This window comes from Streptomyces yatensis, assembly GCF_018069625.1.
Lineage (GTDB): Bacteria > Actinomycetota > Actinomycetes > Streptomycetales > Streptomycetaceae > Streptomyces > Streptomyces yatensis.
Genome location: NZ_CP072941.1, coordinates 7,020,092 through 7,037,516 on the forward strand (window position 1 = coordinate 7,020,092; position 17,425 = coordinate 7,037,516).

The 17,425-nt window shown below is 72.7% G+C and carries 12 protein-coding genes; 4 read left to right on the forward strand and 8 right to left on the reverse strand.

Annotated features, from left to right (window positions below):
• Window positions 1-71 precede the first annotated feature (71 nt).
• Window positions 72-788: a GntR family transcriptional regulator gene (locus J8403_RS29020; protein WP_211125741.1), complete on the reverse strand. Its 717-nt coding sequence runs from the start codon at window positions 786-788 to the stop codon at window positions 72-74.
• A gap of 69 nt (window positions 789-857) precedes the next feature.
• On the opposite strand from J8403_RS29020, the gene J8403_RS29025 reads away from it, so the two are divergent.
• Window positions 858-2,918, forward strand: a complete 2,061-nt coding sequence (locus J8403_RS29025; RefSeq protein ID WP_211125742.1) for a hypothetical protein — start codon at window positions 858-860, stop codon at window positions 2,916-2,918.
• Window positions 2,919-2,995: 77 nt separating this feature from the next.
• On the opposite strand, the gene J8403_RS29030 is transcribed toward J8403_RS29025, so the two are convergent.
• The 5 genes from J8403_RS29030 to J8403_RS29050 all read right to left on the reverse strand — a co-directional run bounded on the left by J8403_RS29030 (window position 2,996) and on the right by J8403_RS29050 (window position 10,245).
• A complete protein-coding gene (locus J8403_RS29030; RefSeq protein WP_211125743.1) occupies window positions 2,996-5,410 on the reverse strand; it encodes a beta-xylosidase/alpha-l-arabinosidase in 2,415 nt (804 codons plus the stop codon).
• 74 nt (window positions 5,411-5,484) lie between these two features.
• Window positions 5,485-6,333, reverse strand: a complete 849-nt coding sequence (locus J8403_RS29035) for a carbohydrate ABC transporter permease (protein ID WP_211128478.1) — start codon at window positions 6,331-6,333, stop codon at window positions 5,485-5,487.
• A gap of 110 nt (window positions 6,334-6,443) precedes the next feature.
• A complete protein-coding gene (locus J8403_RS29040) occupies window positions 6,444-7,427 on the reverse strand; it encodes a carbohydrate ABC transporter permease (RefSeq protein ID WP_246586036.1) in 984 nt (327 codons plus the stop codon).
• Window positions 7,427-8,752 carry an extracellular solute-binding protein gene (locus J8403_RS29045; protein ID WP_211125745.1) on the reverse strand — a complete coding sequence of 442 codons (1,326 nt, stop codon included), beginning with the start codon at window positions 8,750-8,752 and terminating at the stop codon, window positions 7,427-7,429. The genes J8403_RS29040 and J8403_RS29045 overlap by 1 nt, the downstream gene beginning before the upstream one ends.
• 449 nt (window positions 8,753-9,201) lie before the next feature.
• Window positions 9,202-10,245 (reverse strand): LacI family DNA-binding transcriptional regulator, encoded by a 1,044-nt coding sequence (locus J8403_RS29050; protein WP_211125746.1) that lies wholly within the window; start codon window positions 10,243-10,245, stop codon window positions 9,202-9,204.
• Window positions 10,246-11,040: 795 nt separating this feature from the next.
• Here J8403_RS29050 and J8403_RS29055 point away from each other — a divergent pair.
• From J8403_RS29055 to J8403_RS29065, 3 genes are all read left to right on the forward strand, one after another.
• The gene (locus J8403_RS29055) at window positions 11,041-11,676 is read left to right on the forward strand and encodes an RNA polymerase sigma factor (RefSeq protein ID WP_211125747.1); all 636 of its coding nucleotides are present in this window, start codon (window positions 11,041-11,043) and stop codon (window positions 11,674-11,676) included.
• A 1-nt stretch (window position 11,677) separates the two neighbouring features.
• Window positions 11,678-12,874, forward strand: coding sequence for a CU044_5270 family protein (locus tag J8403_RS29060; protein WP_211125748.1), 1,197 nt, complete (start codon window positions 11,678-11,680; stop codon window positions 12,872-12,874).
• A gap of 78 nt (window positions 12,875-12,952) precedes the next feature.
• Window positions 12,953-14,287, forward strand: coding sequence for a hypothetical protein (locus J8403_RS29065; protein WP_211125749.1), 1,335 nt, complete (start codon window positions 12,953-12,955; stop codon window positions 14,285-14,287).
• A 94-nt stretch (window positions 14,288-14,381) separates the two neighbouring features.
• On the opposite strand, the gene nirD is transcribed toward J8403_RS29065, so the two are convergent.
• Both nirD and nirB read right to left on the reverse strand, forming a co-directional pair.
• Window positions 14,382-14,753: a nitrite reductase small subunit NirD gene (nirD, locus tag J8403_RS29070; protein WP_211125750.1), complete on the reverse strand. Its 372-nt coding sequence runs from the start codon at window positions 14,751-14,753 to the stop codon at window positions 14,382-14,384.
• Entirely contained in the window at window positions 14,750-17,422 is a 2,673-nt protein-coding gene (gene nirB / locus J8403_RS29075; protein WP_211128479.1) for a nitrite reductase large subunit NirB, read from the reverse strand. The genes nirD and nirB overlap by 4 nt, the downstream gene beginning before the upstream one ends.
• Window positions 17,423-17,425 lie beyond the last annotated feature (3 nt).

Below are 17,425 nucleotides of genomic sequence, written 5' to 3' on the forward strand. Positions count from 1 at the left end.
GGGGTTCGGGGTCGGTCGGCGGAGCCCGGGGTCGGCCGCCGAAGTTCGGGGTCAGTCGGCGGAGTTCGGGGTCAGCCGCCGGAGAGCTGGACGAGTGCGGCGCGGTGGTGCCGCGCGGCGAGCTCCTCGGCGCGCTCCTCGTCCCGTTCGAGAAGCGCGTCCAGGAGCTGGCGGTGCTCGTGGTAACGGGCGCGGAACGCCTCGGCGTGCTCGGGTGCGAGCTTCATGGTGAGGTCGAACCGCTCCTCGTAGCTGAAGGCCCTCGCCTGGCCGAGCAGGCCTTCCAGGACGGGGTTGCCCACGCACGACTCGACCTGGCGATGGAAGAGCCGCAGCTTGTGGAAGACGGCCGCGAGCCGCTCGGACACATCGGCGTCCAACCCCTCCTCGGCGACGGTCTGTTCGATCCCCGCGGTGATCTGGTCGGTCTGGGCCAGCAAGGAGACCAGGTCGGTGAGTTGCTGGGCGGTGGCGTTACGGGCGGCGAGCCGGGCCATCAGGGCGGACAGCCGGACCTCGGCCTCGACGATCTCGGAGCGGGCGGCCGAGGAATGGTCGGCGATCCGCAGGGCCCGGGGGCCGACGCGCTCGACGACCTTCTCATGCACCAGCTGGCGCAACGCCTCGCGGACGGGGGTGGGGCTCACTCCGAGCCGGGCGGCGAGATCGCGCTCGGTGATCTTCTCGCCCGGCCGCAGGATGCCCTCACGGATCGCGTCCCTCAGCCGCCGGTATGCCTGGTCGGCCAGCGACACGGTTTCCACGGGGCCGAGGGCGTCAGTGCTCATGGCGGTAAGAGTGCTCCTGCTATAGCAAATAGTCAAGAGCGTGAAGCGGGTAGCTGGATGGTCGGTCCCATGAGCGATGATCTGCCCATGGCGGATTCGACGGGGGAGGACGGGGGACGTCCGATGGCGACCGGTGCGTGGACGGCTGTGGATGACCGACGCGTGGTGCCCGCGCTGGGCGGGCTCATCGACGGCACGGGAATGTGGCGGCCCGGGGCGCTGGCCTGCATCGAGCGGACCGGCGGCTTTCTGACCGGGACGTGGGATCCCCAGGGACCACAGGGACCCGGGGGCGAGGGAGAGGGCGCGGACGGGCCCGGGATCGCCGGGGAAGGGTCGTGGCTGCGGTTCATCGGGCGGATCGGGGCCGTGGCGCTCCGCGCCGCCGTCGCGTCCACGCGCCCCGAGCGGCGCGAGCGGCTGCTGGCGCTGCTGGAGATGTGGGCGGAGAGCCCGTTCGCCGATCCGGCCGCCCGGCTGCGCACCGGGATCGTGGTCACCGAGCGGGCCGCGGTGCGGGACGAGCGCGGGGCGGCCGTCAGCGTGGGGTGGCCCCGTGAGGGGCGGCGCAGCTTCGTCGAGCTGCGGACGGGGGACGCGGAGCCGCCGAGGCTGGGGGAGATCGAGGAGGTGCGGGAGGCGCCGCGCGGCTGGGGGAGTCGTGAGCAACTGCGGCGGCTGGTGGCGCTGGTGCGGGAGCGCGGGCCCGCGCCGTGGGACAAGGAGGCCGTGGCCCTGCTGCGGGAGCGTACGGGCCTGGGGCGCCCCGCCGCGGCCCTCGCGCTCGCCGGGCTCCTGGAGCGGATGTACGTCCCGTTCCTGGACGCCGATGAGCGGGCGACACTGCGGCTGAAGGTCGCCGAGGCCGAGGACGGCGCGGCCGAACTGGCCCGGCTGACCTCGCTGGAGCGGCTGGAGCTGCTGGCCGATGTGCTGCCCGAGGACCCGGCCGAGCTGTGGGAGCCGGGCGGCATGCGGGGAGTGGCGGAGCGGCTCGCCGCAGCGTGGCAGGCGCGGCGCGGCCGGCGGACCGTGGTGCCCGAGCGCACGCTCAAAGCGGTCGTCGAGCTGCAGCTGCTCCGCGTATCGGCGGCCGAGTTCTGCGCCGCGTTCACCCACCCCGCCGCCGAACCCGGGCTCAGCGCGCCCCTTGACACCTGGCTCAAGAACAGCGAGCACGGCCCGCTGCTCACCGACGCCCGGTGGGACATCATGCGGTTCCAGGACCGCCTGCGCTCCGTCGTGCCGCACCTGTCCTGGGTCTACGCCGAACTCCCCGCCGGCGACCCGGTCCGCGAGGGGGTGCCCGGCCTGGTGCGGCTGCTCCTCGAGCGGCTGGACCACCCGGGGCTGCTGCTGCGCGCCGGATTCCCGGCCGGTTCCGGGCGTACGGTCGCCGATCTCCAGGAGCGGTTCGGGTTCCGGCCGTACGCGGGTCCGGAGCGGCTGGATGTCGCGAGCATCGACGACGGGCTCACCGTCATCACGGACGGCATGGTCAGCCGCAGGAGGGATCGATCCCCGCCCCGGGTGTACTTCCGCCCCGCGTACTACGGCGATGACGAGCGGTCCAGGGCCCTGGCGGAGGCCACATCCGGCTCCGGCCGGGAGGATCTCCCCCTCGTCGAGTGGCTGCGCGGTCCGGCCTGCGCGCGCATCGTCGAGCGGATCGAGAGCGCCCCGCTGCCGCCCGGCGCGTACGAGTCGAACCCGGCGGCCTCCGCGCCCGACCTCGTGGCGCGCGTCGCCGACACGCTCGGCCTCGACGAGGACGCGGCGGCGCTCTACCTTCAGCTGCTGGCCCTGCCCGCGCCGACCGACCGGAACGTCCGCACCTGGAACGGCTGGAAGACCGCCCGGCACCAGACGGCCGCCGCCGCGCTGGCCGGGCGCGGCCTGGTCATCCAGGACAAGCGCCCCCGGGCGGGCCGCCAGGTGTTCCTGCCGGGCGAGTGGATCCACGCCAAGAAGCCGTACCAGCCCATGGAGGCGTGGAAGGCGGAGCTGATCGGCTTGCGCCGCTCCTACAACCGACGGCTGGAGAACCCCCTCCCGCTGCCCACCCGCACCCTGCCCGAGCTGTTCGCCCACGCCTGGGCGCTGGTGGAGAAGGGGGAAGGGCCGGTCTGAACCGGCCCCGCCCCGCCGCTACGTCACCGCTCCCACCTCACCCGTTCCTACGTCACCCGCCCCCACCTCACGCGCTCCTACTTCACCCGCGTCTCGCACACCATCCGCCGCCGGTGGTCCACCGTGCGCTCGGGCCCGGTCAGCGTCAGCGGGACCGTATGCCGTACGCCGGAGTCGGCGCTGGAGGAGGCCAACCGCAGCTCCAGCGTGCCCGGTTCCACCACCCTCGTGCCATCGGCCCGCAGCGGATACGAGGCGAGGTCGGCGTGGAAGGTGAAGTGGACCTCGGCCGACTCACCCGGCCGCAGCGGCACCCGTGCGTAGCCGATCAGCCGGGACACCGGCCGGGCGATCCGGGCCACCGGGTCGTGGAGATAGAGCTGCACGACCTCCGTCCCGGCCCGGTCACCGGTGTTGCGCACGGTCAGCCGGACCGTGGTCTCCCCGTCGGTCGGCACCTCGGCCGCGTCGGCCTCCGGGCGCTCCCAGGCGAACGAGGTGTAGGACAGCCCGTGGCCGAACGGGAACAGCGGGGTCGGGTCGATCGAGCTGGAGTCGCCCCGCAGCCCGAGCGGCGGCTGTGCGTACGTCCAGGGCTGGCCGCCGGACGCGTACGGGACGCTCACCGGAAGCCGGCCCGAAGGGTTGACGCGGCCGCTCAGCACCCCGGCCACCGCCGGGCCGCCCTCCTCACCGGGGAAGAACGCCTGCACGGCGGCGGCCAGCAGCCTCGACCAGCGGCCGAGGGCGTACGGCCGACCCGTGAACAGCACCAGCACCACCGGGGTGCCGGTGGCCACCAGGGTGTCCAGCAACGCCCCCTGGTCACCAGGGAGTTCGAGGTCATCCGCGTCGCAGCCCTCACCCGAGGTGCCCCGGCCGAACAGGCCCGAGCGGTCGCCCAGCACCGCGACACACACATCCGCGTCCGCCGCCGTCCTGGCCGCCTGCGCCAGCCGGCTCTCGGCGGTGAGCGCCGCCGCACCGGCCGAGGTCGCCGCCCCCGGCTCCCCGGCGGACCCGGCCGGGCCGGGCGCGGCGCACCCCTCGGCGTGGGTGATCCGTGCACCGGGCAGCTCGGCGCGCAGCGCGGCGAACAGCGTCGGCACCTCGATGCCCAGGGGCAGTTCGGGGTGTTCCACCCCCACATGGCGGGGGAAGGTGTAGCAGCCGAGCATGGCGGCCGGGTCGTCGGCGAGCGGGCCGACCACCGCGATCCGGGCATCCGGCGCGAGGGGCAGCACGTCGCCGTCGTCGGCGAGCAGCACGACCGACTCCTCGGCCAGCTCGCGCGCCACGGCCCGCATCCCGGGCGGGTCGAGATCGAGGCCGACGCGTCCTGCGGATTCCACTGATGCCGCGGCCTCGGCGGGCTCCGCGAGCGCCGACGGCATCGGCGACCAGTCCGCGTCCAGCAGCCCCAGCTCGCACTTCTGCCGCAGCACCCGCAGCGCCGCCCGGTCCACCAGCGCCTCGTCCACCTCCCCGGCCCGCACCGCGTCCCGCAGCGGGGTGCCGAAGCAGCGCACCGCGGGCAGCTCCACATCCACCCCCGCCGCCAGGGCGAGCCCGGCCGCGTCGCCCCGGGTGGCGGCGACCCGGTGGGCCAGCTCCAGGAAGGACACCCCGAAGTAGTCGGCGACGACGGTGCCGGTGAAGCCCCAGGTGTCGCGGAGCAGTTCGGTCAGCAACCACGGGTTGGCGGCCGAGGGCACCCCGTCGATGTCGTTGTAGGAGTGCATGACCGACCGCGCGCCCCCGTCCCGCACCGCCAGCTCGAAGGGCGGCAGGATCACATCGGCGAGTTCCCGCGGGCCGATGGAGACCGGTGCGTGGTTGCGGCCACCGCGGGAGGCGGAGTAGCCCGCGAAATGCTTGAGGGTGGCGACGATCCCGGCGGACTCCAGGCCGCGGACGTACGCGGTGCCGATGGTCGCCACCAGGTAGGGGTCCTCGCCGATGGACTCCTCCGTACGGCCCCAGCGCGCGTCCCGCACCACGTCCAGCACCGGCGCCAGCCCCTGGTGGATACCGGCCGATCGCAGCGAACCGCCGATCAGCTCGGCGGCCCGCCCCACCAGCGCCGGGTCGAAGGAGGCGCCCCAGGCGAGCGGGGTGGGGAAGACGGTGGCGCGCCAGGCGAAGAAGCCGGTCAGACACTCCTCATGGGCCAGCGCCGGGATCCCGAAGCGGTTCCCGGCGGCGATCCGGGTCTGGAGGCGGGCCAGCGCGGCGGCGCCCTCGGCCGGTTCGACGGGGGCGGTGCCGAAGGGGCGGGTGAGCTGGCCGACGCCATGGGGGAGGAGGCCGTCGAGGTCCACGGCCTCGGACACCTCGTGCTGGAGGGGGGCGACGTCCTCGCCCTCCTCGGCCTCGGATCCCGGCCATACGCCGGCGAGTTGGGCGAGCTTCTCCTCCAGCGTCATCGAGGAGAGCAGGGCCGCCGCGCGGTCCTCGGCGGAGAGGGAGGTGTCCTGCCAGGGCTGAGGCATGAAGCTCCTTGTCGAGGTGGGGGAACGGCTTGTTTGCCTGCCGCCGGAGGCGGCCTGCGTGCGCCGGGGCCGGCCTATTTGCCGCCCATGCCCATCAGTCCGTTGATCAGCTGGCGGCGGGCGAAGAGATAGACGAGGAAGATCGGGAGGATGGAGAGCACCACGGCGGTGAGCAGCGCCGGGGTGTCCACCCGGAACTCGCCCACGTAGTCGTACAGCCCCAGGGTCAGCAGCCGGTTGCTCTTGGACTGGGTGAGCAGCAGCGGGAAGAGGAAGCCGTTCCAGGCGTGCAGGGCCGACATCACCCCGACTGTGGAGATCCCGGACCGCGACAGCGGCACGACGAGCTGGAGCAGCACCCGGGTCGGGCTCGCCCCGTCCAGCGCCATCGACTCGTACAGCTCCTCGTCGATATCGCGCATCGTGCCGACCAGGATCAGCACGCTGACCGGGAGGGAGAAGGCGGCCGTCGGCAGGATCACGGCGAGCAGCGTGTCGTACAGCTGGAGCTTGGTGATCACCAGATAGACCGGGATCACCACCGCCTGGGAGGGGATCGCCAGCCCGAGCAGGAAGATCTGGAAGATCCGGCGGGAGGCGCGGCCCCGGGCGCGCACGACGGTGTAGCCGACGGTGACCGACAGCGTGATCACGATCGCCGCGCATACGGCCGTGACCAGGGCGGTGTTGAGGAGGTAGGAGAGGAAGTCGGAGCGCAGCACCCGCCGGTAGTTGGCGAGCGTGGGGTGGTCGGGCAGGGCCAGCGGACCGTCGTCGATATAGCCGTCGCGGGTCTGGAAGGTGGCGGCCACCAGGACGTACAGCGGCAGTCCGACGATGCCGAGCCAGATCAGCGAGCCGAGCCCGGCGGGGTAGTTGGGGGTCCGCGAGCCGCGCCCGACAAGACGCGGGCGGCGGGGCAGACCCGGGCGGCGGAAGCGGGGGCCAGGGGCCGCCGCGGTCTTGTTCGGCGTACGGACGCCGTCCGGGGGGTGGTCCGGCGAGCGGTTCGGGGGGCCGGGCAGGACGTCGGTCACATCCCCTCCCGGGTGCTGCGCATCGCGGCGAAGCCGGTGAGCCGCACCAGCAGCAGCGAGACGGTGGTGGCGACGACGACGAGGATGGTGGCGACCGCGCTGGCGTAGCCGAGGTCGAACGCCTGGAAGCCGTTCTTGTACATCAGATACGGCACGATCGTGGTGTCCGTGCCCGGTCCGCCCTTGGTGAGGATCAGCACGGTGTCGAAGAAGGTCAGCGCGCCCACCACCATGATCACCGAGGAGGTGACGATGGTGTTGCGCAGCTGGGGCAGGGTGATCGAGAAGAACTGCCGTACGGTCCCGGCGCCGTCGATCGCGGCCGCGTCGTAGAGCGAGCGCGGGACGGCGCGGGCGCCGCCCTGGTAGATCAGGGTGTGCAGCGGGATGAACTGCCAGGCGGTGACGAAGAGGATCGCCCCGAAGGCCCCCTTGGAACTGCCGAGCAGATCGCCGTCCGCGAAGCCCAGGGCGGGCCCGATGTCGGCGATCAGGCCGAAGTTGGGGTCCAGCAGCGACTTCCAGACCAGCGCGAGCGCGACGGAGGAGCCCAGCAACGGCAGGAAGAAGATCGCCGACAGCACGGCCCGGTTGCGCTGCCGCCCGGCCGCCCATACGCCCAGCAGCAGGGCGAGCGGGGTCTGGAACACCCAGGTCAGCACCGTCAGCACCAGGCTGAGCCAGATGGCCTGATGGGTTTCCGGGTCGTCCCACAGCCGGGACCAGTTGCTCATCCCGGTCCAGCTCGGGGTGCCGATGCCGTCCCAGTCGGTGAAGGCGAGGGCGCCGACCAGGACCATCGGCGCCACCGCGAAGAAGACGAAGAACAGCGCCCCGGGCAGGGCCCAGACGACGCCAGGACGGCCGACGCCGGGTCGACCGATCACCGACCGGCCATCTCCTCGTCGGTCACCTCCTGGTCGGTCACCTGGTCGGCCGACGCTCCGGCGCGGCTCGCGCGGCGCGGCGGCGTCCGCCATCACATGCCCTTCAGGGCGTCGACGAACGCGGCCGGGCCCAGCTGCCCGTTGAACAGCTTCTGCACGGCGGTGTGCAGCGGCGGGGTGTAGGTGGCGGGCAGCGCCTGGTCCCAGGAGAGCGTGAAGTCGGGGGCCTGCTTGACCAGGTCGTACTGGAACCGCGCGTAGTCCGGGTTCTCATGCTTCCCGAGGAGGGAGGTGGCGTCGGAGGTGGCGGGCACGTCCCCGTTGGCGATGAGGTCGCCGGAGTAGTCCTGCTGGGCCGCGAACTTCACGAACTCGAGGGCGGCCTTCTGCTTGTCGCCCTTGACCTTGGCGTTGATCGACCAGTAGTTGGTCGGGTTGCCGACGACGCTCTTGGGGTCACCGCTGCCGCCGGGGACGGCCGGGAAGGTGGTCCAGCCAAGACCCGACTTGGCGAACGCGGGCTGGTTGGCCTTCTGGTTGGCGTACTCCCAGCTGCCCATCAGATGCATGGCCGCCTTGCCCTTGGCGAAGAGCGTGGAGGCCCCGTCGGCGGTGTAGTTGACCGACTTGTAGTTCTTGCCGAACGCGCCCCGGTCCACCAGGTCCTTGACCGTCTGCGCGGCCTTGAGCACCGCCGGGTCGTCCCACGCCGCCATGCCCTGGCTCTGGATCTTCCGGAACACCCCGGCCCCGCCGTAGCGGTCCACCAGGTACTCCACCCACATCAGCTCGGTCCAGGCATCGGTGCCGGCCAGCGCGAACGGGGTGACGCCCTTGCCCTTGAAGGTGTCGATGAGCTTCAGCAGATCGTCCCAGGACTTCGGGGGCTTCGCCCCGGCGTCCTCGAAGACGTCCTTGTTGTAGAAGAGGATCACCGGCTGCATCCCGCGCATCGGGATGCCGTAGTGCTTCCCGTCGACCGCGCCCGCGTCGAGGATCGTGGGGATGAACGCCTTCTTCAGCTCCGGGTCCTTGGCCATGGCCGGGTCGAGGCCGAGCAGCATGTCCTTCTTGACGAAGTCGCTGATGCTGCCGCCGCCCCAGTTGAAGAAGACATCCGGTGCGTTGGGCGTGCCCATGGAGGTGCGCATCTTGTCCGAATAGCCCTCACCGGGCACCTGGGTGAGCTTCGCCTTGATGTCGGAGGTCTTGTTGAACCGCTTGACGACCTCGCGCTGCACCTTGGTCGAGGCGTCTTGGTAGACCCAGACATCGAGGGACCCGTCATCCGAACCCCCGGGCCCGCCGCTCCCGCAGCCGACGAGCGCCGTCCCGGCCAGCAGCAGGGCTGCGGCGAGGGTGGACGCGCGGAGGGTGGACCTTGATCTTGACCTTGACCTTGACCGAGGTATGCGCATCGTGTGCCTTCCGGAAGTAGCCCGATAATTCTCGGAAGTGGTTGCGTGGAAGGTATGGGGGTGCTGATGCGGTGTCAAGGGGTGCGGCGGCGGGTGGGTTTGTTCCCCACCCCGCCCCTTCCCGTATCGGGGGCTGCGCCCCCGCCCCCGAACGCCCTTCGGGCGTGTCCTCAATCGCCGGACGGGCTGGAAAATCCAGCCCGTCAGGGGGCACCTCCCGGCGGTAGCTCGGGGAGATTGAGGCCCGGGGTCCGGGGCGGAGCCCCGGCGGGGGCGGGGGCGCAGCCCCCGTTTCGGGGAGGGGCGGGGTGGGGGATCAGCCCTCGGCGGGCGGTGCCTGGGTGGGGGATCAGCCCTCGGCGGGCGGTGCCTGGGTGGGGGATCGGCCCTCGGCGGGCGGTGCCTGGGTGGGGGATCGGCCCCCGGCGGGCAGCGCCTGGGGCGGGAGATCAGCCCTCGGCGGGTGCGGCCGTGCTGGCGCGGATGACCAGTTGGGTGGCCAGCTCCACCCTCGGCGACTCGATCTCCTCCCCCCGCGCCTGCCGCAACACCGTCCGCGCGGCCAACTTCCCCATATCCGCCAGCGGTTGTCGTACCGTCGTCAACGGCGGCGCCGACCACCGCACCTCGGGCAAGTCGTCGAAGCCGACAATGCTCACATCCTCCGGAACCCGCAGCCCCCGGCGCCGCAGAGCCTCGATCGCGCCCAGAGCCATCTGGTCACTGGAGGCGAACACGGCGGTGGGCGGGGCGTCGGCGTCCATGAGCTGATCGCAGCCGTGGAAACCCGACTCGTGGTAGAAGTCGCCCTGGACCACCAGCGCCGGATCGAACGGCACGCCCGCCGCCTCCAGCGCCGCACGGTGGCCGTCCAGCCGGGCGCGGCTGCACAGCAGCCGCGGCGGACCGGCGATCAGGCCGATCCGGCGGTGGCCGAGGCTCAGCAGATGTTCGGTGGCGGCCATGCCGCCCGCCCAGTTGGTCGCCCCCACGGTGGGCGCGTCCAGCGCCGGGGAGCCGGCCGGGTCGACGACCACGATCGGCACGTTCAGCCGCCGCAGCTCCTCGTGGACCACCGGCTCCAGCACGGACGTCACCAGGATCACCCCGTCCGAGGCGCGGGCCCGCAGGTTCTTCAGCCACTGCCGGGCCGAGCCCGCACGACCGTGGATCGCCGAGACCACCGTGCCCACCCCGTCCTGGTGGGCGATCTCCTCCACACCGCGGATGATCTCCACCGCCCAGGGGCTGTCCAGATCGTTGAAGACCAGGTCCACCAGGGCGGCGCGGTCGCCGGGCACGCGCTGGCGGCGGCGGTAGCCGTGGACCCGCAGCAGGTCCTCGACCCGGGCCCGGGTCTCGGGCGAGACATCCGAACGGCCGTTGACCACCCGGGAGACCGTGGGCACCGACACCCCGGCCTCCTGCGCGATGGCCGTGATCGTCACCTTGGGCCGGGCGCCGCCCTCGGTGCCCCTGCTCTCCGTAGCCATTCCGCCTCCTCGCTTGACGGGAGCCACCCCCGCCTCTCGCTTTCCGGGGCGCACCCTCGGAACCTTGCAGAAGTCTTCCGGAAAACCGGATCGGACGTGAAGAGACGAGAGAGGGACGTCCCCACAAGCTCCTGAGCTTACGCAGCGCCGTGGTGTCGCCCTCCGCCGCCATCACGCCACCGCGCGGGGCGACTTCACGCTTGGCGGGGGCGCCTGCTCGGCCGGCTGGGTGCCGGTGGTCCGCGTGGTTGTTGGCGCCGCGTGCCGGGTGTGTGCCGGTGGTCCGCGTGGTTGTTGGCGCCGCGTGCTGGGTGGGGCGTCGTGGTCCGCGTGGTCGTTGGCGCCGCGTGCCGGGTGGGGCGTCGTGGGCCGCCTGGTCGTGGCCTCACCCGACCGGCTGAGGTCGTGGTCTGCCTGGTCGGGGGCCGCCCTCGACCGGTTGACCGACCTCGTACGTCTAGTCGTTCGCCCTGCCCGACCGGCTGAGGGGCGTCGTCTGCCGGGTGGTTGACCTGCTGCACCGGCCGTGCGCCTTCGTCTGCCTGGCCGGTGGCCCCGCGCGGCCGGGCCGGGCGCCGTGGGCCGCCTGGTCGTTGGCGCCGCTCCGCCGGCTGGGTGCCGTCGTCCGCCTGGCCGGTGGCCTCGTACGGCCGGCTGAGCGCCCCCCGCCCCACCTGGCCGGACACCCCGCCCCAGGGTGCAGCCACCTCGCCGCCCAAACTTTCCTCTCCCCGGGTGTAAGAAAGCGCGGCGCTCGACCACTGCATGGTGAGTGAGCCGAGATGAGGAGACGGCGTGACCGACGCCCAACGCTTTCGGGACCTTTACGAGGAGTGCCACCCCCGTGTGCTGGCCTACGCGGCCAGCCTGGTGGGTCGGCAGGTCGGTGAGGACATCACCAGCGAGACCTTCACGGTGGCCTGGCGGCGGATGCGGGACATCCCCACGCCGCCGCTGCCGTGGCTGCTCGGCGTGGCCCGCAATCTGACCCGCGAGCTGCGGCGCCGCGACGGCAGGCAGTACGACCTGGCCGCTCAGGAGGCCCAGCGCATCATCACCTCCGGCGACCGGGTCGAGGACGTGGCCGCGGGGGTGACCGAGCGCGCGGTGGCGCTGCAGGCGCTGGCGGGGTTGTCCGCCGCCGACCGCGAGCTGCTGACGCTGGTCGCCTGGCACGGGCTCGGCCCGAGACAGGCCGCGCGCGTCCTCGGCTGTTCCGGCGCCACGTTCGCGGTGCGGCTGCACCGGGCCAGACGGCGGCTGGAACGGGCCGTGGACGCGCTCGGACCCTCCCCCGAAATCGAACCCGGCCCCGGGCCTGGCCCCGCCCCTGGCCCTGACTCCAGCCCCGGTCCCGGTCCCGGCCCCGCCCCCGGCCGTGACCCTCGCCCTCGCGCCCCGCGCGCGAACGTGACAGTGAAGGAGACCTGAGATGGCACGCAAGCGGCACGATGTGATGAAGACCCTGGCGGACGCGCGGCCCCCGGAGCTCGATCCGGACCACCTCGCCGGTTCCGCCCGCGCCCGCCGCGACCTGGAGACCATCCTGGCCGGCAGGGCCGAGGCGCCGGAACTCCGCCGGTCCCCGCGGATGTTCACCTGGCGCTGGGCACTGCCCGTCGCGGCGACCGCGGCCGCCGCCGGGGTGCTGGTCGCCACCCTGCCGCAGGGCGGCTCGGGCGCCGAGGGCTCCCGGACGTCCGCCGGCCCCGGCCCCACGGCGGACGGCGCCCGGCACATCCCCGCCGACGGCCGTCTGGCGCTGCAACACGTCGCCGACCGGCTGGACCGGACAGCGGCGGACGAGGGCACCTATTGGCAGGTGAGCACGCGGTCGGGCTGGATCGGCGTCGTCGACGCGTCCGGGGAGACCTTCGCGGTGTCCTCCTCGGAGAAGCAGCAGCAGTCCTTCGGGGTACGGCCCGGCACGGAAAGCCTCAACGTCATGGGGCTCGACGCCACCACCGAGCCCCGCAGCGAGCGCGATGCGGCGCGCTGGCGGGCCGCCGGCTCGCCGAAGGACCTGACGCTCGCCGACACCGGACAGGGCGGCAGACTCGGTCTGCGGATCGAGACCGGGGCCGGAAAGCGGCCGACGGTGGACCGGATCAACTCGGGCGACCGGATCGCCGCCCTCGGCGCGCGCAATGTCACCTACCAGGACCTGCGGAAACTCCCGGGCGACAGCGCGAAGTTGAAGCAGGTGCTGGCGGACCTGTACCGGGAGGACGGCGGGAGCGAGGTCCGCGGCCGCACCGAGTGGATGTGGCGGCAGGCGGCCGGGCTGATCGGCCTGCCGGTGAAGGCCGAGGTACGGGCCGCCGCGTATCGCGTCATCGCGGGGCTGCCGGGCATTCGCGCGCTCGGCGAGGTGACCGATCCGCTGGGCCGCGAGGGCGTCGGCTTCGCCCTGCCGGCGTCCGACCGGCCCGGTTACGGGACCGGACGGTCCGAGCTGATCGTGGACCCGGCGACCGGGGCCCTGCTGTCCGAGCAGGAGGTGCTGACCGAGCCGGACGCGAAGGCCGCGAAGGCGGGGCTCACCTCGGGCACGGTGGTCAACTACACCGCCACCGTCCAGTCGGAGTGGACCGACCGGCAGCTGAAGACCCCGGAAATCCCCGAATGACCGGCCGGGGCGGGCTGTAAGAACGGCCGGGCGGCGGCCATTTCCTTCTGAGAGCCCCACCCGAGCAGAAGGAAGGTCATGGACAGAACCACAGGACGGCCCGGAGCCCGCCGGATATGGCTGCGTAGCGCGGGAACGGTGTGTGCGGTAGCACTCGGCACCCTCGGTACCTTCGGCACCCTCGCCGCCCCGGCGAACGCCGCCCCCGCGAATGCCGCGAACGGCGCCCCCGCGAATGCCGCGAAGGCCGCCCCCGCGAATGCCGCGAAGGCCGCCCCCGCGAATGCCGCGAACGCCGCGATCGGCGGCACGTCCGGCCCGGCGGCCCGCGCCGCCACCCCGTGGACGCTGCGGACGCCGCTGAGCGAGACCGTCTCCACGGAGTTCTGGGACGTCGCCGCGACCGGCGCCAAGGACGCCTGGGCGGTGGGCCGGAAGACCGATGGCGCCGATGGGCCCGCCCCCGTGATCAAGCACTGGAACGGCACCACCTGGACGGACGTGCCCGCCGCCGGGACCGGAGACGAGCCCGGGCAGCTGGAGAAGGTCAGCGCCGCCGCACCCGACGACGTCTGGGCGGCCGGTGTCCAGTCCGGCGAGACCACCTCACCGGTCGTGGTGCGGCACTGGGACGGCGAGAAGTGGGCCGACACCGCCCACGCCGCGCCCCCGGAGGGGTGGATGAGCTTCGTCGGCGACATCGCCGCGTTCGGCGAGAAGTCGGCCTGGCTGACGAGCTTCGACTGGGACCAGAACAGCGGCGCTTCCACGTCCCGCCTGGAGCGCTGGACCGGCTCCGCGTGGCAGGAGGTGTCGCTCCCCGCCGCCCCCGGTGGCGGTGAGGTGCGGCCGTGGGACATCACCGGCACCGGCCCTGACGATGTGTGGATCACCGCCGAGGCGGTGACCGGCGATGTGTCCGACCCGCTGCTCTACCACTGGAACGGCCGCGGCTGGACGGTCCGCGAGGTGCCGACCCCGGCCGAGCACCCGACCGGCTGGGTCGCCAACCACGCCGTGGCCACCGGCCGCGGTTCGGTCTACGTGGTCGGCAAGACCAACGACGCTGAGGCGCCCGAGGCCACCATGGCCAACCAGTGGACCGGCAGCCGCTGGCGGTCGCTGCCCGCACTGCCCGTCGACGAGGCCAACGCCGCGGGCGCGGACGGCGCCGGGCGCCTGTGGATCGCCGGCTGGTCCGCCGGCGGCCGCCACTCCGTACTGTCCCGCTGGACGGGTACGAAATGGGCGACGGAGGCGCTGCCCGCCGACGTCACCGAGCACAGCGAGATGTCCACGGTGTCCGGCATCGCCGCGGTCCCCGGGACGAACGGGGTGTTCGCCGCGGGGACCGCGGGCTGCCAGAGCGACCCTGTGATGTGCGGGGTGGTGGTCTCCCGCGACGTGGGGTGACGCTTTGCGGGGCGTGCGGTGGTCCCTCACAGGGCGTGCGCTGATCGCTCACGGGACGTGCGCCGACTCCCTCGGGCGACGGCGCCGACTCCCGCTACGCGGCGCGCGCCGCCGCTTCCCGCGTCCGCGTGACATACGCCTGGACGGCGACCCCCTCGTCGTCCAGGCATCGCCCCGTTTCCAGGTCGAAGCGCTGCTTCAGCAGCGGGGAGGCGGCGAACGGCCGGCCGCCCGCCGAGCCCAGCAAGCCCCGGGAGAGGACGTACGCCCCGGTGAACGGGTCGCGGTTGGCGATCGCGTACGTGCGTCCCGACCGGTCCAGGAAGACCGCCACCTGGGTGCCGTCCGGCAGCAGGGCGGCCACGCCGCGTCCGGGGGTGAGGTCGGTCAGCTCGCAGACGGCGAACCACCGCTGGTCGACGAGGAGTTCCACGCGGACGGCGGTCCGCTCGGGTGCCATGGTCATCGGCTGGCAGTCCCTTCGAGGGTACGGACGGGGAGAGTGGGGCCGGACAGGATGGTCAGGTCCGGCTTGACCTGGTCGCGTTCGGGGACGAACTTCACCGTCGGGTCCGGCGCGTCGGGTGCGTTGACGAAGGAGACGAAGCGCCGCAGCCGTTCCGGGTCGCCCAGGGTCTCGGCCCACTCGTCGCGGTAGCCGGTCACATGATCGGCCATCATCGCCTCCAGCTCGGCGCAGAGCCCCAGCGAGTCGTCGACCACCACATCGCGCACATGGTCCAGGCCGCCCTCGATCCGCTCCAGCCAGGCCGAGGTGCGCTCCAGACGGTCCGCGGTGCGGATGTAGAACATCAGGAACCGGTCGATGAGCCGGATCAGCTCCTGATCGTCCAGGTCCTGGGCGAGCAGATCGGCGTGGCGCGGATCGGCTCCGCCATTGCCGCCCACGTACAGGTTCCAGCCGGTGGAGGTGGCGATCACGCCGAAGTCCTTGCCGCGCGCCTCGGCGCATTCGCGGGCACACCCCGAGACCGCCGACTTCAGTTTGTGCGGTGAGCGCAGCCCTCGGTAGCGCAGCTCCAGGTCGATGGCCATCCGGACCGAGTCCTGCACTCCGTAGCGGCACCAGGTCTGTCCCACGCACGACTTCACGGTGCGCAGCGCCTTGCCGTACGCGTGGCCCGACTCGAATCCGGCGTCCACCAGCCGTGCCCAGATCAGCGGGAGCTGGTCCACGCGGGCGCCGAAGAGGTCGATCCGCTGACCGCCGGTGATCTTCGTATAGAGCTCGAAGTCCCGGGCCACCTCGCCGATCACGATCAGCTTCTCCGGGGTGATCTCCCCGCCGGGGATCCGGGGCACGATCGAATACGACCCGTTGCGCTGCAGATTGGCCAGGAAGTGGTCGTTGGTGTCCTGCAATGCGGCCTGCTCGCCGTCCAGGACGTAACCGCTCGCGCCCAGGGTCGGGGCCAGCGAGGCGATGATCGAGCCGACGGCGGGTTTGCACACCTCACAGCCGTCGCCCTGCCGGGCCTCGGCCCGGCCGTGGCTGTCCAGCAGCTGGGCGTAGGTGGTGATGCGCAGGGTGCGGACGATCTCGTACAGCTCGGCGCGGGTGTACGCGAAGCAGCCGCACAGCCCCTTGTCGACGCTGATGCCGCCCGCCTCCAGCTCGTCGTTGACGAGCGAGGTGAGCGCCTTGACGCAACTGCCGCAGCCGGTGCCCGCCTTGGTGCACTTCTTCACCTCCGGGACGGTGGTGCAGTGGTGGTCGGTGACGGCCGAACGGATCGCGCCCTTGGTGACGTTGTGGCAGTTGCAGACGACCGCCTCGTCCGGCAGCGCCGACGGCCCGAGGGCGGCGGGCGCGCCCAGCCCCGCCGGGAGCACGAGCTGTTCGGGGGCGACGGGCGGCACCGAGCCGGTGAGCGGGCGCAGCATGCCGTACGCGTCGGCGTCGCCGACCAGCACCCCACCGAGGAGGGCGCCGTCGGCGCCGACCACGAGCTTTTTGTAGACGCCCGTGCGGGAGTCGGAGTAGACGACGTCCAGGCAGCCGTCGGCGGTGCCGTGGGCGTCGCCGAAGCTGGCCACGTCGACGCCGAGGAGCTTCAGTTTGGTGGAGGTGTCGGCGCCCTTGAAGCGCTTGGTGGCTTGAGTGGTGGCTTGGGCGGTGGCTTGAGTGGTGGCCTGGGTGGTGGCTTGGGTGGTGATGGTGTCGGCCGCGACCTCGGCCATCTCATAGCCGGGCGCGACCAGCCCGTACACCCGGCCGTCGGCGGCCAGCGCGCATTCGCCGATCGCGTACACCGCCGGATCGCTGGTGCGGCACCGCTCGTCCACCACGATCCCGCCGCGCTCGCCGACCTCCAGACCGCAGTCGCGGGCCAGTTGGTCGCGGGGGCGGACGCCCGCCGAGAAGATGACGAGGTCGGTGTCGATGGACGAGCCGTCGGACAGCGCCATGGAGATGACCGCGCCGTTGTCGTCCGCCGTGATCTCCTTGCCGCCGACGCCGGTGTGCACGATCAGGCCCATGTCCTCGACGGTGCGGCGCAGGGCCGCGCCACCGCCCTCGTCCACCTGGAGGGCCATCAGCCGCGGGTTGAACTCCACGATGTGCGTCGTCAGCCCGAGCCCCTTGAGCGCCCCCGCCGCCTCCAGGCCCAGCAGCCCTCCGCCGACGACGACGCCGGTGGTGCGGTGTTCGGCGTACTCCTCGATCGCGAGCAGATCCTCGACGGTGCGGTAGACGAAGCAGCCGTCGATGTCCTTGCCGGGCACGGGCGGGACGAACGGATATGAGCCGGTGGCCAGCACGAGCGTGTCGTACGCCACGGTCAGCCCGGAGCGGGCGGTCACGGTGCGGGCGGCGCGGTCGATGGACTCGGCCGGATCGCCGAGGTGCAGCTCGATGCCGTGCCGGGCCATGAAGCCGTCCTCGACGAGGGAGAGTTCGTCGGGGGTGCGGCCGGAGAAGTACGAGGTCAACTGGACGCGGTCGTAGGCGGGCCGGGGCTCCTCGCAGAACACGACGATGCGGGCGGGGGTCTCGGTGACGTTCCGCTCGACGAGCGCTTCGAGGAACCGCTGGCCGACCATGCCGTGGCCGACCAGCACGATGGTGGGGGCGGCGGGGGTCTCGGTCTTCGGCGCGCTCGGCGTGGTCATCGG

What these genes read in the sequence shown, in the direction of transcription:
- J8403_RS29020 (WP_211125741.1), bottom strand. Translation starts at nt 788, where the DNA reads ATGAGCACTGACGCCCTCGGCCCCGTGGAAACCGTGTCGCTGGCCGAC.
- J8403_RS29025 (WP_211125742.1), top strand. Translation starts at nt 858, where the DNA reads ATGAGCGATGATCTGCCCATGGCGGATTCGACGGGGGAGGACGGGGGA.
- J8403_RS29030 (WP_211125743.1), bottom strand. Translation starts at nt 5,410, where the DNA reads ATGCCTCAGCCCTGGCAGGACACCTCCCTCTCCGCCGAGGACCGCGCG.
- J8403_RS29040 (WP_246586036.1), bottom strand. Translation starts at nt 7,427, where the DNA reads ATGGCGGACGCCGCCGCGCCGCGCGAGCCGCGCCGGAGCGTCGGCCGA.
- J8403_RS29045 (WP_211125745.1), bottom strand. Translation starts at nt 8,752, where the DNA reads ATGCGCATACCTCGGTCAAGGTCAAGGTCAAGATCAAGGTCCACCCTC.
- J8403_RS29050 (WP_211125746.1), bottom strand. Translation starts at nt 10,245, where the DNA reads ATGGCTACGGAGAGCAGGGGCACCGAGGGCGGCGCCCGGCCCAAGGTG.
- J8403_RS29060 (WP_211125748.1), top strand. Translation starts at nt 11,678, where the DNA reads ATGGCACGCAAGCGGCACGATGTGATGAAGACCCTGGCGGACGCGCGG.
- J8403_RS29065 (WP_211125749.1), top strand. Translation starts at nt 12,953, where the DNA reads ATGGACAGAACCACAGGACGGCCCGGAGCCCGCCGGATATGGCTGCGT.
- nirD (WP_211125750.1), bottom strand. Translation starts at nt 14,753, where the DNA reads ATGACCATGGCACCCGAGCGGACCGCCGTCCGCGTGGAACTCCTCGTC.
- nirB (WP_211128479.1), bottom strand. Translation starts at nt 17,422, where the DNA reads ATGACCACGCCGAGCGCGCCGAAGACCGAGACCCCCGCCGCCCCCACC.